This is a genomic window from Streptomyces sp. NPDC043952 (assembly GCF_056435325.1).
In genome coordinates, this window is sequence record NZ_JBWKES010000031.1 from 16,513 (window position 1) to 34,203 (window position 17,691).

General features: G+C 74.7%; 6 protein-coding genes. All 6 read right to left on the reverse strand.

The annotated features are described in order from the left end of the window. Positions 1-4: 4 nt before the first annotated feature. Genes AC069R_RS26990 through AC069R_RS27015 form a run of 6 tightly spaced genes read right to left on the reverse strand, consistent with a single transcriptional unit; the run spans position 5 to position 17,575 of the window. Positions 5-6,604, reverse strand: a complete 6,600-nt coding sequence (locus AC069R_RS26990; RefSeq protein ID WP_478769389.1) for an SDR family NAD(P)-dependent oxidoreductase — start codon at positions 6,602-6,604, stop codon at positions 5-7. 9 nt (positions 6,605-6,613) lie between these two features. After that, on the reverse strand, positions 6,614-12,160 hold the full coding sequence (locus AC069R_RS26995; protein WP_478769390.1) for a type I polyketide synthase: 5,547 nt from the start codon (positions 12,158-12,160) through the stop codon (positions 6,614-6,616). 40 nt (positions 12,161-12,200) lie between these two features. Then, positions 12,201-15,290: a type I polyketide synthase gene (locus tag AC069R_RS27000; RefSeq protein ID WP_478769391.1), complete on the reverse strand. Its 3,090-nt coding sequence runs from the start codon at positions 15,288-15,290 to the stop codon at positions 12,201-12,203. A gap of 55 nt (positions 15,291-15,345) precedes the next feature. After that, a complete protein-coding gene (locus tag AC069R_RS27005; protein ID WP_478769392.1) occupies positions 15,346-16,083 on the reverse strand; it encodes a thioesterase II family protein in 738 nt (245 codons plus the stop codon). After that, on the reverse strand, positions 16,080-17,330 hold the full coding sequence (locus tag AC069R_RS27010) for a cytochrome P450 (RefSeq protein WP_478769393.1): 1,251 nt from the start codon (positions 17,328-17,330) through the stop codon (positions 16,080-16,082). The genes AC069R_RS27005 and AC069R_RS27010 overlap by 4 nt, the downstream gene beginning before the upstream one ends. Continuing rightward, positions 17,327-17,575, reverse strand: a complete 249-nt coding sequence (locus AC069R_RS27015) for a phosphopantetheine-binding protein (RefSeq protein ID WP_397988441.1) — start codon at positions 17,573-17,575, stop codon at positions 17,327-17,329. Before AC069R_RS27015 ends, AC069R_RS27010 begins: the two co-directional genes overlap by 4 nt. Between the last annotated feature and the right edge of the window lie 116 nt (positions 17,576-17,691).

Consider the following 17,691-nt stretch of genomic DNA (forward strand, 5'->3'; position numbering starts at 1 on the left):
TCGCTCACCGCTTCTCCTCCAGAGCCAGGTCGACCAGTGCTTCCAGGTCCATCTCCGACAGTTCCTCCGCGCCGGTGTCCGCGTCCCCGCCCATGGCCGGGTCCGCCGCCTGCCCTTCGCCGCCCGGTGCGGGCGGCCCGGCGCAGGCCAGGACCTGCTCCAGGAGGCCCGCGCTGCGCAGGCTGTCGACGGAGATGGTGTGCAGGACCGCGCGGATCCGCGCGTCCTCGGCCGCCGGGTCCGCGGCCCGTTCCGGGCGCAGCAGGCCGGCGAGGTGGCCGGCCAGCTCGCGGGGTGTCGGGTAGCTGAAGACGAGGGTGGACGCGAGGCGCAGTCCGGTCGCGGCCGCCAGGCGGTTGCAGAGTTCGACCGCGGTCAGCGAGTCGAAGCCGAGCTTGGTGAACGCCTGGTCGACGTCCACGGCCGTGCCGGAGGGGTGTCCGAGGACGAGGGCGGCCTGCTCGCGGACCCAGTCCAGGACGGCCGCCGCCGCCTCGTCGTCCGGCAGCGCGGCCAGCCGGGCGGTCAGGCCGGGCGCCCCGGCGTCCTGGATCGTCGCCCGGCTGCGGCGCGGACGGCCGCCCTCGACCAGGTCGCGCAGCAGCGGCGGCAGTTCGTCGCCGCCGCGGTGGCGCAGCGCGGCGAGGTCCAGCCGGGCCGGGACGAGAACCGGCGTGCCGAGCGCCGTCGCCGCGTCGAACAGGGCCAGCGCCTCGGCGGTCGGCATCGCGGCGACGCCCAGCCGCCGCAGCCGGGACAGGCCGGCCCGGTCCAGTTCCCCGGTCATGCCGCTGCTCTGCTCCCACCAGCCCCAGCACAGCGAGGTGCCGGGCAGGCCGGACGCCCTGCGGTGGGCCGCCAGTGCGTCCAGGAAGCCGTTGGCCGCCGCGTAGTTGGCCTGACCGCCGTTGCCGAGCTGGCCGGCGAGGGCGGAGAACTGGATGAACGCGGACAGGGGGAGTCGCCGGGTCAGCTCGTGCAGGTTGATCGCGCCGCCCACCTTGGCGTCCAGCGCCCGGTCGACGCTCTCGGGGGTCAGCGTCTCGACGGTGCCGTCGGCCAGCGCCCCCGCCGCGTGCACGACCGCCGTCAGCGGGTACCGGCCGGGCAGGTCCGTGAGCAGGTCCGCCACGGCGGCCCGGTCCGCGACGTCGCAGGCGGCGACGCGCACCTCGGCGCCCGCGGCCTCCAGGTCCGCGACCAGTTCGGTGATGCCGTCGGCAGCCGCGCCCCGGCGGCCGGCCAGCAGCAGGCTGCGCACGCCGTGTTCGGCGACGAGGTGCCGCGCCACCAGCGAGCCGACTCCCCCGGTGCCTCCGGTGACCAGCACCGTGCCGCCGCCGAAGCCGTGTCCCAGCTCGAAGACCAGCTTGCCGACGTGGCGGCCCTGGCTCATCTCGCGGAACGTGCGGCGCGCGTCGCGGATGTCGCGCACGGAGACGGGGTTCAGCCGCACCCGCGAGTCGGCGAACAGCTTCATGACGGCGCCGAACATCTCCTGGATGGTGTCCGGGCCCGCCGCGTAGAGGTCGAAGGCCCGGTAGTCGACTCCGGGGTGCTCGGCCGCCACCTGGTCGGCGTCGCGGATGTCCGTCTTGCCCATCTCGATGAAGCTGCCGCCCCCGGACAGCAGCGTGAGCGAGGCGTCGACGAACGTGTGCGCGAGGGAGTTCAGGACGACGTCCACACCGCGGCCGCCCGAGGTCTTCAGGAACTTCGCCGCGAAGCCGAGGTCGCGCGAGGACGCGAGGTGCTCGTCGTCCAGCCCCAGGGCGCGCAGGGCGGGCCACTTGGCCGGGCTCGCGGTCGCGTAGATCTCGGCGCCGGCCCGCTGCGCCAGCTGGACGGCGGCCATCCCGACGCCGCCGGCCGCGGCGTGGATGAGGACGCGCTGTCCCTCCTTGAGCCGGGTCACCCGGTTGAGCGCGTAGTAAGCGGTGAGGAAGGTGCACGGCATGGACGCCGCCTCGGCGTAGCTCCAGCCGTCGGGTACGGGGACGAGCATGCGGTGGTCCGCGACGGCCACGCGGCCGAAGGCGCCGGAGAAGATGCCGGTCACCCTGTCCCCCGGTGCCAGGTTCGTGACGTCGTCCGCGACCTCCAGCACGACTCCGGCGCCCTCGCTGCCGAGCCCGGCGTCGATGGCCGTCCGGTCCACGAGTCCCAGGGCGATCGTGATGTCCCGGAAGTTGAGCCCGGCGGCCTGGACGGCGATGCGGACCTGGCCGCTCGCCAGGGGTCCGGTCACCTCGGGGCACGGCACCCAGACGAGGTTCTCCAGCGTGCCCTTGTCCGGGATGCCCAGCCGGTGGCCGTCCGCCGGGGGTTCGAGCCGGTGGTCCGCGGGTGCGGCGGGCGCCATCCGGGGCACCAGCAACGCGCCTGCGCGCAGCGCCAGTTGGTCCTCGTCGAGGGTGAGCGCGTCCGGGAACCGGGCCCAGGAACTCTCCTCGTCGTCGATGTCCACCAGCCGGAACCTGCCGGGGTGTTCGGTCTGGGCGGAGCGGATCAGGCCCCACACGGAGGCGCCGGGGAGGCTTTCCACGCGCTCGCCGCCGCCGGTGTCGAGTGCCAGGCGGGTGAGCACCACCAGCGTGGTTCCGGCGGCCGGGTCCGCGGCGAGGAAGCGCTGCACCCGGTCGAGTACGTACTTGTCCGCGTCGCCGACCGCCGTGCGCAGGCCGGGGCCCCCGTCGGTAAAGTCGTCCAGGCACAGGACGAGGTGGCGGGGTGCCTGCCCGGCGAGGGCGTCGTCGAGGGACGCGTGGTACGCCACGGGTCCCTCGCCCACCGCGGCCAGCCGGGCGGCCAGTCCGTCCCGCGCGCCGAGCACGGCCCACTGCCCGGCCGGGGTCTTCGTCCCGCGCTGCCGGACCGGCCGCCAGCGCACCTCGTACAGCGACCGCTCCCGGCCGCCGCGCGCCGCGCGCACCTGCTCCGCGCCGGCCGGACGGAAGGTCAGCGCCCCGATGTGCGCGATCGGGCGGCCCTGTTCGTCGGCGATCGCCAGGGACACCACGCCCTCGCCCGCCGGGCGGAGCCGGACCCGCACGCTGGAACCCGCCGCCCGCGACAGGACCGCCCCGGACCACGAGAAGGGCATCCAGCCCCGCTCGCCCGTCACCTCGATGACCCCGCCGGCCACCGCCGCGTGCAGCACCGTGTCGAGCAGCGCCGGATGCAGCAGGAACCCGCCGCCGGCCGGGCCGTCGGCGGCATCCGGCAGGGTGGCGAGGGCGAAGAGGTCCTCGCCCTGCCGCCAGACCTCGCGCAGCCCGCGGAACACCGGCCCGTAGTCGAACCCGGCGTCCGCGAACGTGTCGTAGAGGTCTTCGGTGCCGATCCGCCGCGCCCCGGCCGGCGGCCAGGCGGCGAGCGCGTGGGGGTCGTCGGTCGACGCGGGCGCCGGCGCCGTGTCCGGTGCCAGGCTTCCCCGCGCGTGCCGTACCCAGCCGCCCGCGTCCCCGTCGTCCTCGCCGGAGCGCGAGTACACCTCCAGCGAGCGGTGTCCGCTCGCGTCCGCCCCGCCGACGACGATCCGCACCTGTACGTCGCCCGGTTCGGGCAGGACCAGGGGTACTTCCAGGGTGAGTTCCCCGACCGCGGGGCAGCCGACGCGCTCGCCCACCGACAGCGCCAGGTCCAGGTAGGCCGTCGCCGGTACGACGACGGCGCCGAACACCGCGTGGTCGGCCAGCCAGTCGTGGGTGCGCAGCGACCACAGTCCGGTGAACACCGCCTCGTCGGTGCCGGGTTGCTCCACCACGGCGCCCAGCAGCGGGTGCCCCGGTGCCGCGAGACCGGCGGCGGCGACGTCCGCGGAGCCCATTCCGGCCAGCAGGTCCAGCCAGTAGCGCTGCCGCTGGAAGGCGTACGTCGGAAGGTCCACCAGACGGCCCGTGCCCCACAGGGCGCGCCAGTCCACCTCGACGCCCTGGACGTGCAGCCGGGCGAGCGCGCCGACCAGTGCCTGCCGCGCCCCGCGGTCGCGCCGCGAGGCCGACAGGACCAGCGCGTCGTGCACGCCCTCGCCGGCGAAGGCCTCCGTGGTGATGCTCGCGAGTGCGGCACCCGGACCCACTTCGAGGAAGACGCGCGCGCCGGCCGCGCGGGCGCGGTCCACCGCGTCGTGGAAGCGGACGGGTGCGCGGACGTGGTCCACCCAGTGCGCGACCGACGTCAGCTCCTCGGGCGTGGCCTCGCGGCCCAGCCGGGTGGAGACGACCGGGATCGACGGGGTGCCCGCCGGGAGGGGGCCGAGCGCCGCCGCGAACTCGTCCAGGACCGGGTCCATGAGCGGGGAGTGGAAGGCGTGGCCGACGGCGAGGAGCTTCGCGGAGGTGCCCTCGGCGACGAGCCGGTCCCGGAGCGCGTGGACCTGATCGCGCAGGCCCGAGACCACGACCGACTCCGGGCCGTTGACGGCGGCGACGCCGACGCGGTCGTACTCGCCGAGCAGCGTGGCGACGTGGGCCTGCGAGGCGCGTACCGCGAGCATGGCACCGGGTTCGGTGACCGTCTGCATGACCCGGCCGCGGGCGGCCACCAGCCTGGTCGCGGTGTCCAGGTCGAGGGCGCCGGAGACGTGGGCGGCGGCGATCTCGCCGACGGAGTGACCGACGAGGTGGCCGGGGCGCGGAGCGTACCGTGTCAGGAGCCGGTACAGGCTGACCTGGAGGGTGAACAGCGCCGGCTGTGCGATGTCCGTGCGCTCGCGGCCCTCGGGCTCGTCGGCGAGGAGCAGGGGTTTGAGGGCGAAGGGCAGATGGGCGTCGAAGCGGGCGCAGATCTCGTCCAGGCTCCGCGCGAAGACGGGGTAGGCGTCGTACAACTGCCCCGCCACACCGGCCCATTGCGCGCCCTGGCCCGGAAACATGAAGGCGGTGCCGCCCGGTTCGCCGGCGACCCCGCGCACCACCGCGGCGGACTCCGCGCCCTCGCCCAGCGCGGCGAGGGCGGCCAGCAGCTCGTCCCGGTCGTGGCCGAGCACCACGGCACGGTGTTCGAACCGCGCCCGGCTCGCCACCAGCGACCAGCCGATGTCGGCGAGGTCCGTGTCCGGTGCGGCGGCGGCGAACTCGCGCAGCCTCTTCGCCTGGGCCCGCAGCGCCTGCTCCGAGCGCGCCGACACGACCCAGGGCACCGGTGCGCCGGTGCAGGCCGGTGCCGTCCCGGCCTGCGGCGCGGTCTCGTCCCGCGGTTCCGTCCCGTCCCGCGGTGCCTCTTCGAGGATGAGGTGTGCGTTGGTGCCGCTGGCCCCGAAGCTGGACACGCCCGCGCGCCGGGGCCGTCCGGGTGTGCCGGGCCACTCACGGGCCTCGGTCAGCAGCTCGACCGCCCCGGCCGACCAGTCCACATGGGACGAGGGACGGTCCACGTGCAACGTCCTCGGCAGCACCCCATGACGCATCGCCATGATCATCTTGATGATGCCGCCGACCCCCGCGGCCGCCTGCGTATGCCCGATGTTCGACTTGAGCGACCCCAGCCACAACGGACTGCCCGGCTCCCGCTCCTGCCCGTAGGTCGCCAGCAGCGCCTCGGCCTCGATGGGATCGCCCAGCCTGGTGCCGGTGCCGTGCGCCTCCACCGCGTCCACGTCGCGGGCCTGCAACCGGGCGTTCGCCAGCGCCGCCCGGATCACGCGCTGCTGGGCGGGCCCGCTCGGCGCGGTCAGCCCGTTGGACGCCCCGTCCTGGTTGATCGCCGAGCCCCGGATCACCGCCCAGACGCGCCGCCCGTTGCGACGCGCGTCCGAGAGCCGTTCCAGCACCAGCATGCCCACGCCCTCGGAGAAACCGGTACCGTCCGCCGCGTCCGCGAACGCCTTGCACCGCCCGTCCGCCGACAGCCCCCGCTGCCGCGCGAACTCCCGGAACACCTGCGGCATCCCCACCACGGTGACGCCGCCGGCCAGGGCCAGACCGCACTCGCCCTGCCGCAGCGACTGCACCGCCTGGTGCACCGCCACCAGCGACGAGGAGCACGCGGTGTCGACCGACACCGCCGGGCCCTCCAGACCCAGCGTGTACGACACCCGCCCGGACGCCACGCTCAGCAGCGAACCGGTCTGCCCGTAGCCCGAGATGGCCTCCGGGGTGAAGAAGTGGTTGCCGTACCCGAAGTAGGCGATCCCGGCGAAGACACCGGTGTCGCTGCCGCGCAGGGCATGCGGGTCGATGCCGGCCCGCTCCAGGGACTCCCACGAGGTCTCCAGGAGCAGCCGCTGCTGCGGGTCGGCGGCGAGTGCCTCGCGCGGGTTGATCCCGAAGAACTCGGCGTCGAAGTCACCCGCGTCGTACAGGAACCCGCCCGAGCGGGTGTAGCAGGTGTTCGGCCGGTCCGGGTCCGGGTCGTACAGGCTCTCCAGGTCCCAGTGGCGGTCCCGCGGGAAGTCCGACATGGCGTCGGTGCCCGTGCGCACCAGCTCCCACAGTTCCTCCGGGGAGGCCGCGCCGCCCGGGAAGCGGCAGGCCACGCCCACCACCGCGATGGGCTCGGCGGCGGCGTCCGTCAGCTCCCGCAGGCGCTTGCGGGTCTCCATCAGCTCGATCGAGGTCCGCTTGAGGTAGTCGAGGACCTCGGCGTTGTTGTCGTTCGTCATCGCTCTCCCCTAGCCGAGCTCTTTGTCCAGCAGCGAGAGCAGCTCGCCCGCTGATGCGGAAGTGATCTGGTCGACGATGCCGACCGGTGATCCGGCGCTCGCCAGCGAACGGACCCGGCCCTGAAGTTCGCCGAGCAGGGTGGAAATGGTGGCCTGGTCCGGCTCGGCGAGCCGCGCGAACGCGTCCTCCAGCCGGGCACCCAGCCCCTCGATCTCCTTCACCAGGCCGTCGGCCGGGGACTCCGGTCCGGCGCCGGGGGCGATGCCCGCGGTGAGGAACCGGGCGAGGGCGGCCGGGTTCGGGTGGTCGAACACGAGTGTGGCGGGGAGCTTCAGACCGGTCACCGCCGACAGCTTGTTGCGCAGCTGCAGTGCCGTGAGCGAGTCGATCCCCAGCTCCTTGAACGTGGCGGCGGGGCCGATCCGCCGGCTGTCGGCGTGGCCGAGGACGAGCGCGGTCTGCGCCCGCACGGCATCGAGCAGCGCCGCCTCGGCCTCGGCCGCCGGCAGCGCGGCCAGCGTCTGCGCCAGTGCGGTGCCGCCGGACTCCCCGTGCGCCGGACCGCCGCCGGGTCCGGCAGGCGTGCCGGTGCCGGGCAGGGCGCGCAGCAGCGGTGCGGCCGTGTCGAGGGCGGCGAGGTTCAGGCGCGCGGGCACCAGCACCGGCTCGGCCAGCGCGAGCGCCGCGTCGAACAGTGCGAGCCCCTCGTGCGAGGCCATCGGCTGCACGCCTTGCCGTTGCAGGCGTACGACGTCCTCGTCGCCGAGGCCGGCCACCATCTCGCTGCGGTCGGCCCAGAAGCCCCAGCACAGCGAGGTGGCCGGCAGGCCCGTGGCGCGGCGGGCCTCGGCCAGGCCGTCGAGGAAGGCGTTGGCCGCCGCGTAGTTGGCCTGTCCCGCCGTGCCGAGCACGCCGGCGACCGAGGAGAACAGGACGAACGCGGACAGGTCCAGGTTGCGGGTCAGCTCGTGCAGATGCCAGGCGCCGCGCACCTTCGGCGCGAGGACCGCGTCCACGCGCTCCTCGGTCAGCGCCTCGACGACGCCGTCGTCCAGCAGGCCGGCGCAGTGGATCACCGCGGTCAGCGGGTGTGCGGACGGCTGGGCGGCGAGCAGCGCGGCGACGGCGTCACGGCTGGTGACATCGCAGGCCGCGATCTCGACCTCGGCCCCGGCACCGGTCAGTTCGGCCCGCAGCGCCGCCGCCTCCGGGGCGTTCCGTCCCCGTCTGCTGGTCAGTACCAGCCGGCGCACATCGTGCCGCGCCACCAGGTGCCGGGCCAGTCGCGCCCCGAGGCCGCTGGTGCCTCCGGTGATCAGCACCGTGCCGGAGCCGAGCGCGGGCACGTCCCGCGGCGCGCCGGGGGCCGGCCTGCCGGGCGCCCCGAGGGCGTGGACCAGCCGCGGGGTGGTCACGGTACCGGCCCGGATCTTGAGCTGGGCCTCCCCGGTCCCGGCCGCGGCGGCGACGAGGGTCCGGGAGCCGGGCTGGTCGTCGATGTCCACGAGGACGAAGCGGCCGGGGTTCTCGGTCTGCGCGGTGCGGACGAAGCCCCAGACCGCGGCCGACGCGGGGTCGGGGTGCGGGACCTGCTCGTCGTGGAAGGCCCGCCGCGTCACGACGACCAGGCGGGAGTCGGCGAACCGGGCGTCCGAGAGCCATTCCCGCGTCCACCGCAGCACCCGGTGCAGGCCGCGCTCGACGGCGGCGGGCAGGTCGGTGCCGTCCGCGGGCGCCGGGTCGACGGCGGCGAGGACGAGCGGGGGTATCTCCCCGCCGGCGGCGGCTAGTTCACCGGGACCGGTGAAGACCGCCCCGCCCTGTGCCAGGGCCGCGGTGACCGCGTCGGACGCGCCCAGCACCGCGCGCTGCCCGGCGGCAGCGGAGGGCGGGAGGGGGACCGGAACCCAGTCCGCGCGGTACAGCGCGTCCCGGTGGTCGAAGCTCAGTTCGGTCAGTTGGGTGACGTCCGCGGGCCGCAGGGTCAGCGCCTCGATGCCGCCGAGCGGTGCGCCGTCCTGGTCCGCGAGGGTCACGGACAGCGTGTTCTGCCCCGCGGGCGCGAGCCGGACACGCAGCACGTCCGGCCGGGCGGCACGGTGCACGCGAAGGCCCGTGCAGCGCAGCGGCAGCCAGCCCTCGGGCCGGTCGTTGTCGACGAACCGGCCGAGGCCGACCGGGAGCAACGCGGCGTGCAGCAGCGCCGGATGGATGCGGAACCGGCCGCGGTCCGCGCCGTCGGTGGTGGCTTGCGCGACCTCGGCGAACAGGACGTCGCCCCGGCGCCACACCCGCCGCAGACCGCGCAGCAGGGGTCCGTTGCCGAACCCGAGGGCGGACAGCCGCGCGTACTCGTCCTCGAAGGGCACGTCGGCGGCGCCCGCGGGCGGCCACGCGGCGAGGCCCTCCGCGCCCTCGGGCCGGTCGCCGGATCCGGCGACACCCACGGCGTTGCGCGTCCACGCGGTCTCGCCCGCGCCGCGCGAGTGGACACCGAGGACGCCCTCGCCGTCGATCACGACGCGGATCTCGCGGTCGCCCGTGCGGGAGAGCACCAGCGGGCTCTCCAGGGTGAGTTCGCCGACGGCGTCGTACCCCGCCCGGTCCGCCGCCCACACCGCCAGCTCCGCCAGCACCGCCGCCGGCACCAGGACGGCGCCGTGCACCACATGCTCGGCGAGCCACGGGTGGCGCTCCAGCGACAGCCGGCCGCTGCCCGCGATCCCGCCACGCCCCTCGGCAGCCGGCAGCTCGATCACGGCGTCGAGCAGCGGATGGTCCGAGGTGCTCCCGGCGGTGGTCTCCCGCGGCGCGTCCAGCCAGTAGCGGTGACGCTCGAAGGCGTACGTGGGCAGCTCGGTCCAGCGGCCGCCCTGGTCCGGGAAGGCCGCCTGCCATGACACCGCGGCGCCCGCCACGAAGGCCTCGGCCGCCGACCGGTACAGCCGCGCGAGATTGCCCTCGTCGCGCCGCAGGGTGCCCACGACGGCGGCCTCGACACCCGCGCCGTCCAGGGTCTGCTCCACCCCCACCGTCAGGACCGGATGGGGGGATGCCTCCACGAAGCAGCGGAAGCCCTGCTCGGCCAGGGCACGGGTCGCCTCCTCGAAGCGGACCGTGCGGCGCAGGTTGGCGAACCAGTACCCGGCGTCCAGTTCCGTGGTGTCCAGCCAGCCGGCCGTCACCGTCGAGAAGAAGGGGATCTCCGCCGGGCGCGGTTCAAGTCCCTTGAGCAGCCGGGCCAGTTCGTCGTGCAGGGCGTCCACGTGTGCGGAGTGGGAGGCGTAGTCCACCGGCACGCGCCGCGCCCGCACCCCGTCCGCCTCGCAGGCGGCCAGCAGCGCGTCCAGCGCGGCCACGTCACCGGAGACCACCACGGCGGAGGGTCCGTTGACGACCGCGACGGACAGCCCGTCCGTCAGCCGTGCGCGTACCTCCGCCTCCGGCAGCGCGACCGACACCATGCCGCCGCGCCCGGACAGCGCCAGGATCGCCTTCGACCGGAGCGCGACCACCTTCGCCGCGTCCTCGATCGACAGGGCGCCGGCGACGCACGCGGCGGCGATCTCGCCCTGCGAGTGGCCCACGACGGCCGCGGGCCGCACCCCGTACGAGCGCCACACCTCGGCCAGCGACACCATCACGGCCCACAGCGCGGGTTGTACGACGTCCACCCGCTCCAGCGCCTCGGCGTCGCCGAGCACGTCGAAGAGCGACCAGTCCACGTACGGCGCCAGCGCGTCGGCGCACTCACGCATGCGCCGCGCGAACACCGGTGAGGAGGCGCACAGTTCCTGCCCCATTCCGGCCCACTGGGAGCCCTGGCCCGGAAAGACGAACACCGTCTTGCCGACCGGCCGGGCGACCCCGGACACCAGGGCGAGGTGGCCGCCGTCGTCGCCCGCGGCCGCGGCCGCGAGGCCCGCGAGCAGGTCGTCCCGGCCGGTGCCGATCACCACCTGGCGGTACTCGAACAGCGAGCGTGTCGTCACCAGCGCGTGTCCCACCCCCGCGAGCGGCCGTGCGGCGTCCGCGGCCAGGTGGTCCCGCAGCCGCTGCGCCTGTGCCCGCAGCGCCTGTTCCGAGCGCGCCGACAGCACCAGCGGGACCACACCGGCGGGGGCGGTGGGGTCCTCGGCCGCGGCGCCGGGTTCCGGCCGCGCCTCGGGGGCCTGCTCCAGGATCACGTGTGCGTTGGTGCCGCTGATGCCGAAGGCCGATACGCCCGCGCGCCGGGGCCGGCCGGGTGTGCCGGGCCACTCACGGGCCTCGGTCAGCAGCTCGACCGCCCCGGCCGACCAGTCCACATGGGACGAGGGACGGTCCACGTGCAACGTCCTCGGCAGCACCCCATGACGCATCGCCATGATCATCTTGATGATGCCGCCGACCCCCGCGGCCGCCTGCGTATGCCCGATGTTCGACTTGAGCGACCCCAGCCACAACGGACTGCCCGGCTCCCGCTCCTGCCCGTAGGTCGCCAGCAGCGCCTCGGCCTCGATGGGATCGCCCAGCCTGGTGCCGGTGCCGTGCGCCTCCACCGCGTCCACCTCGCCGCCCGACAGCCCGGCATCGGTGAGCGCGGCCCGGATGACCCGGCGCTGCGCCAGTTCGTTCGGCGCGGTCAGCCCGTTGGACGCCCCGTCCTGGTTGATCGCCGAGCCCCGGATCACCGCCCAGACGCGCCGCCCGTTGCGCCGCGCGTCCGAGAGCCGTTCCAGCACCAGCATGCCCACGCCCTCGGAGAAACCGGTACCGTCCGCCGCGTCCGCGAACGCCTTGCACCGCCCGTCCGCCGACAGCCCCCGCTGCCGCGCGAGTTCCACCAGCAGCCCCGGCGTCGACAGCGCCGAGGCCCCGCCGGCCAGCGCCAGCGCGCACTCCCCCGACCGCAGCGACCGTACGGCCTGGTGGACGGCGACCAGCGAGGACGAGCACGCGGTGTCCAGCGACACCGCCGGGCCCTCCAGGCCCAGCACATACGCCACCCGGCCCGAGGCCACGCTGGTGTACGTCCCGGTGCTCGCGAAGCCCTCGGCCTCGCCGGCCGCGCCGCCGCCCATCCGCGGGCCGTAGTCCACGGCGTAGAGCCCGGTGAACACCCCGGTCGCCGTACCGCGCAGGCCGGCCGGGTCGATGCCGGCCCGCTCCAGCGCCTCCCACGCCATCTCCAGGATCAGCCGCTGCTGCGGGTCCATCGCCAGTGCCTCGCGCGGGCTGATGCCGAAGAACGGCGCGTCGAACTCCGCGAGACCGGGCAGGAACCCGCCCGCGCGCGTGTACGTGGTGCCGGGTGCCTCGGGGTCCGGGGAGTACAGCGCCTCCAGGTCCCAGCCGCGGTCCGCCGGAAAGCCGCTCATCGCGTCCACGCCGTCGGACACCACTTCCCACAGGTCGTCGGGGGACGTCACCCCGCCCGGGAAGCGACACCCCACGCCCACGACCGCGATGGGCTCGCGCGCGGACTCCTCCAGCTCGCGGACCCGCTCGCGCAACTGCTGCGCGTCGCCGACGGCACGTCGCAAGTAGGACCGGAGCTTGTCGACTTCCTCCACCAGGGCCTCCCTCATCGGTTACTTGGAAGAACGGGTGCGGCTACACGTAACCGCGGTCGATCAGGGCGTAGAGCTCGTCGTCACCGGGGCCCGGCGGGCTCGCTTCCGCCGCCGGTTCCGGGACGCCGGGCGCCGGCTGCTCCAGGAGGGAGAAGATGCGGCAGGCGAGCCGGTGCGGGGTGGGGTAGGTGAACGCGACGGTGGCCGGCAGCCGCACCCCGGTCGCCGCGGTGAGCCGGTTGCGCAGCGCCACGGCCGTCGAGGAGTCGAACCCCAGGTCCTTGAAGGTCTCGGCCGCCCGTGCCACGAGCGCTGCGCCGGTCGGCGCGGGTTCCCTGCCGCCGAGCAGCGCCGCCGTCTCGGCGCACACGAGGTCGAGGACCGATTCCTCCGAGTCCAGGTGTACGGAGGGGCCCGCGTGCGCGGTGTCGTCGGTGGTGGCGGTGGCGCCGGGCGCCGTCAGCCAGTACCGCTGCCGCTGGAACGGGTAGGTCGGCAGGGCGATCCGGCGCGGTCGGTCCGCGGCGAACACCGCCTCCCAGCCCACCGGCACCCCCCGCACGTGCAGCCGGGCCAGCGAGGTCAGGATGTCGCCGGTGCCGCCGTCGTTCCGGTTCAGGGTGCCCACCACCACCGGCGGGTCCGGCAGCGCGTCGGCGGCCTCCTCCATCGCCACCTGGAGCACGGGGTGCGGGCTGACCTCCACGAACACGCCGCCGCCCCGGCGCATCAGATCGTCCACGACCTCGCCGAAGCGCACCATCGAGCGCAGGTTGTCGTACCAGTACGAGCCGTCGAGGCGGCGGGTGTCGAGCGGTGCGCCGGTGACCGTGGAGTGGAACCGCACCACCGACTCACCGGGGGTCACCCCCGCGGTGTCCCGGAGCAGCCGCTCACGTATGCGTTCGACGTGGTGGGAGTGCGAGGCGTAGTCCACCTTGACCCGGCGCACCCGGACCTCGTCGCGGGCCGCCAGCGCGGCGAACTCGTCCAGTGCCGCGTCGTCCCCGGAGATCACCACGGACGACGGCCCGTTGACGGCGGCCATGGAGAGCCTGCCGGACCACGGGCCGAGCCGGTCGCGCACCCAGTCGGCGGGCGCGGCCACCGCGCTCATCCCGCCCGGACCGGCCAGCTCGATCAGGGCCCGGCTGCGCAGGGCGACGACACGCGCCGCGTCCTCCAGCGAGAGCGCGCCGGACACGCAGGCCGCGGCGATCTCGCCCTGCGAGTGCCCGACCACCGCCTCGGGGACCACGCCCAGCGACCGCCACACCCGCGCCAGCGACACCATCATGGCGAACAGCGCCGGCTGGACCACGTCCACCCGGTCCAGGGACGCGGCCCCCGGCGCGCCGGTCACCACGTCCACCAGCGACCAGTCCACCCACGGCGCCAGGGCCCGCCCGCACTCGTCGATCGCGCGGGCGAACACCTCCGACTCCGCGTACAGCCGCCGTCCCATGCCCGGCCACTGCGAGCCCTGGCCGGGGAACACGAAGACGACCGGACCCGCCGGAGCCGTGGCCGTACCGCGCACCGCGCCCGCCGCGTCGCCGCCCGCCGCCAGCGGGGCGAGACCGGCGAGCGCCTCCTCGCGGTCCCCGGCCAGGAGCACCGCCCGGTGTTCGAACGACTGCCGCGTGGCCACCAGCGAGTGGCCCACATCGGCCGCCGGCACGGACGCGTCGGCGGCCAGGAGTTCCCGCAGCCGGGCCGCCTGCTCCCGCAGGGCGGCCTCCGACCGCGCGGACAGCACCCACGGCACCGGGCCGCCGCCCCGGACGGCCGCCGGTTTCCGCGACGGGGCGTGCGCGGCGGGGCGTCCGGCCGTCCGGTCGGGGGCCTGTTCGAGGATCAGGTGCGCGTTGGTGCCGCCCATGCCGATCGAGGTCACCCCGGCCCGCCGCGGCCGGTCCGGCGCGGCCGGCCAGGGCCGGGCGGTGCGCAGCACCTCGAAGTACTCGTGGAAGTCGGGCACGGCGGGGTTCGGGGAGTGGAAGCCCGGATTGGGGACCAGCTCGGCACGGTCCACGCAGAGCGCGGCCTTCACGAAGCCGACGATGCCGGCGGCCGGTTCCAGGTGCCCGACGTTCGCCTTCGCCGAGCCGACCGTCAGGGGGCGGCCGCGGCCGGTCTCCCGGAACACCTCGCGCAGACCGGACAGTTCGGCCGGGTCGCCGAGCCGGGTGCCGGTGCCGTGGGCCTCGATGTAGTCGACGCCGTCGAACGGTACGGCCGCGCAGCGCAGCGCGGACAGCACCGCGGCCGCCTGCGCGGTGGGGCTGGGGTCCGGCATGCGGGAGGTCGCGCCGCCGCTGCCGACGCCCCAGCCGCGCACCACCGCGTAGATGTGATCGCCGTCGCGGACGGCGTGGTCGAGCCGCTTCAGCAGGACGAACGCGCCGCCCTCGCCCCGGACGAACCCGTTGGCGCGTGCGTCGAAGGGGAAGCAGCGGCCGTCGGGCGACAGGGCGCCCAGATTCGCCAGGCCGGCCCCGGCCTCCGGGTCGGCGATCAGGTGCACGCCGCCGGCGAGCGCCATGTCGACGGCGCCGGACCGGATCCGTTCGCAGGTCAGCGCCAGCGACACGAGGGAGGAGGACTGGCCCGAATCCGCGCAGAAGCTCATGCCGCGCACGTCGAACAGGCTGGAGATCCGGTTCGCGATCAGCGCGCCACTGGAGCCGAGGGCGGCGTAGTGGTCGTCCTGGTCGCTGCCGGTCTGCTTGCGCAGCTGCTGGTATCCGGAGGGCGCGGCGCCGACGACGACGTCGACCTCGCGGCCCGCGAGGACGCGCGCCGGCACGCGGGCGTCCTCGACGGCCTCCCAGGCCAGCTCCAGCCCGAGCCGCTGCACGGGGTCCATGGCGGCCGCCTCCGCGGGGCCCGCCCCGAAGAAGGCGGCGTCGAACCCGTCGACGGAGTCGAAGAACGACCCGGCGTCCAGGGTGGCGGCGTCCGGGTGGGACAGGTGCCTCGTCCGCGCGTCGGCCGCCCGCTGTTCCGGGAACGTGCCGACGGTGGACCCCCCGTCGTGCAACAGCCGCCAGAACCCGGCCAGGTCGGGCACTCCGGGAAAGCGGCAGGACATCCCGATGACGGCAATACCGGTGGCTGCGCCACTCATTCGCGTTCCTTCCGGTTCCCTCGGCGTACGGCCCCACGGGGCGGCCGCACGGTGCTCACAGCCAGCGGGTCAGCAGCTCTCGCAGTTCGCCGGGCGCGTCCATGAAGTCGTAGTGGCCGCCGTCGAGCACCCGGAACTCGACCGAGTCCGCGTACCGGCGCCAGCCCTGGAGGTCGGCGAGGCTCACATCCGGGTCGTCCCGCCAGTGCAGTACGACGACGGGGCAGTGCACCGCGGCCGGCTCCACGCGCCGGTACACGCCCGCGGCCGCGTGGTCGCGCAGCAGCACCATGACGCCCATGTCGACCATGTCGGGCCGCGGCTGCATCCCCCGGCTGCGGATGAACGACTCGACCTCGGCGCGCAGTTCGGGCTCGGTCATGGTGAGCATCCGGTCGCGCGCGGCGTCGTGGGGGGCCGGCTGACCCGACACGAACAGGCAGTCCGGTGTGGGCAGGCCGCGTTCGGCGAGCCGGAGCACGGTCTCGTACGCGGGCAGCGCGCCCGAGCAGTGGGCGAAGAACGCGAACGGCCGGTCGAGCAGCGGTGCGAGGGGCTCGACCAGGGCGTCGGCGAGATTCTCGTAGGTGCCGTAGTGCGGGTGGCCCAGCCGGTTCTCGCGGCCGGGGAACTGCACCGGACAGACCTCGGCGCCGTCGAGCGCGGCCGGCCAGGAGCTGAAGGCCGATGCCCCGGCACCGGAAAAGGGGAAGCAGAAGATCCGGGCGCGGTGGCCGGCGGCCGGCGGCCGGACGAACCACGGCGACATGGCGGTGGTGGTGGCCGTTGTCATGGCGTCTGCCGTTTCTGCGCGACGATGGGGAGGTGGGTCATCCCGGCGATGAAGTACGACCGCAGGTGCTCCGGTTCGCCGGCGAGTTCGATGGCGCCGAACCGCTGGAGCAGTTCCTCGAAGAAGACGCGCTGGGTCAGCCGGGCCAGCGGTGCGCCGATGCAGAAGTGCGGCCCGAACCCGAACGCGACATGACGCTTGGCGTTGCTCCGGGTGATGTCGAAGGTGTGCGGGTCGGTGAACTGGGAGGGGTCCCGGTTGGCCGAGCCGATCCAGGCGACGACGGCCGCACGGGCCGGGATGGTGCCCCCGGCGAGGTGGACGTCGTCCACCGCGTAGCGCATGAAGTTGCACGCGGGCGATGTCCAGCGCAGCCCTTCCTCGACCAGGTTCGGGATCAGCGACGGGTCGGCCTGCGCCTTCTCGAACTGCTCGGGCCGCTCGGCGAGCGCGTGGACGGTGCCGGCGATGGTGTGCGGTGTCGTCACGTTGGCGCCCAGCAGGATGCTGTAGCCGTCGAGGGCGATCTCCTCGTCGGTCAGCGGTTCGCCGCCCGCGCGGACGCTCATGAGGTGGGTGAGCAGGGTGTCGTCCTCGCCGCCCCGCGCCCGCCGCCGTTCGACCCACTCGGTGACGTAGTTGATCAGCTCGTGGTGGGAGATGGCCAGTGTGGCGGCCTCGTGGCCCACCATGAAGTGCGGGTCCGAGGGGGCCGTCACCATCGCGGTCAGCTGGACGAGTTCCGCCCAGTCCCGCTCCGGGATGCCGAGCAGCGGGCCGGTGATCATCGCCGGCAGGAGCAGGGCCCGCTCGGCGAGGTCGAACTTCTCGCCGTCCAGGGCCGGTTCGAGGAAGCCCACGATCGTGCGGCGGATCGAGTCCTCCCAGGACTTCACCGCACGGGGGGTGAGCGGCGCGCCGAGCGGCCGGCGGACCTCGGTGTGCCGCGGCGGGTCGGTGGATGTCAGCAGCTTGCCCGCCGCGGGGTCGTCCACCCCGACGTGGGTGGGTGTGGTGCCGCGCTCCGAGGTGAACTCGCGGTGCTCACCGAGCACCCGGCAGACGTCCTCGTGCCGGGTCACCGACCAGAACTCCCGCCCGTCGGGCAGGACCTGGTGGTGCACGGGCGCCTTCTCCCGCATCACGTCCCAGATCGGGTGCGGGTCGCCCGAGGTGTAGAGGTCCAGGTCGAACAGGTCGACCCCGTCGAGGTCGATGTCGCGCGCGGGACCCGGCGTCAGCCTCACGTCCCGACCCTCCCCTGCTCTATCAGCTCGGCGACCCGCGCGGGGGTCTGTGCCAGGTAGAAGTCGCGCACGGACAGCTTGACGCCGTAGTCCTGCTCCACCCGTTCGATGATCTTGATGCCGGCTATCGAATTGCCGCCGAGCTCGAAGAAGTCGTTGTCCGGCCCGACCTCGCGATCGCCGAGGATTTCCCGCCACAGCGCCGAGATCTCCTGAACGAGTGACGTTTGCGCACTCGATGCCATTTGCCAGTCTTCCTTCCTCCGCCGGACGTTCAGGTGTCCCGCTGGCGAGACAAATCCATGGAACGGCCGAAACGAGTGTCCCGTGATTCTCGTCCGCTCACCGCGTGTGGGTGGTG

What these genes read in the sequence shown, in the direction of transcription:
- AC069R_RS26990 (WP_478769389.1), bottom strand. Translation starts at nt 6,604, where the DNA reads ATGACGAACGACAACAACGCCGAGGTCCTCGACTACCTCAAGCGGACC.
- AC069R_RS27015 (WP_397988441.1), bottom strand. Translation starts at nt 17,575, where the DNA reads ATGGCATCGAGTGCGCAAACGTCACTCGTTCAGGAGATCTCGGCGCTG.
- AC069R_RS27005 (WP_478769392.1), bottom strand. Translation starts at nt 16,083, where the DNA reads ATGACAACGGCCACCACCACCGCCATGTCGCCGTGGTTCGTCCGGCCG.
- AC069R_RS27000 (WP_478769391.1), bottom strand. Translation starts at nt 15,290, where the DNA reads ATGAGTGGCGCAGCCACCGGTATTGCCGTCATCGGGATGTCCTGCCGC.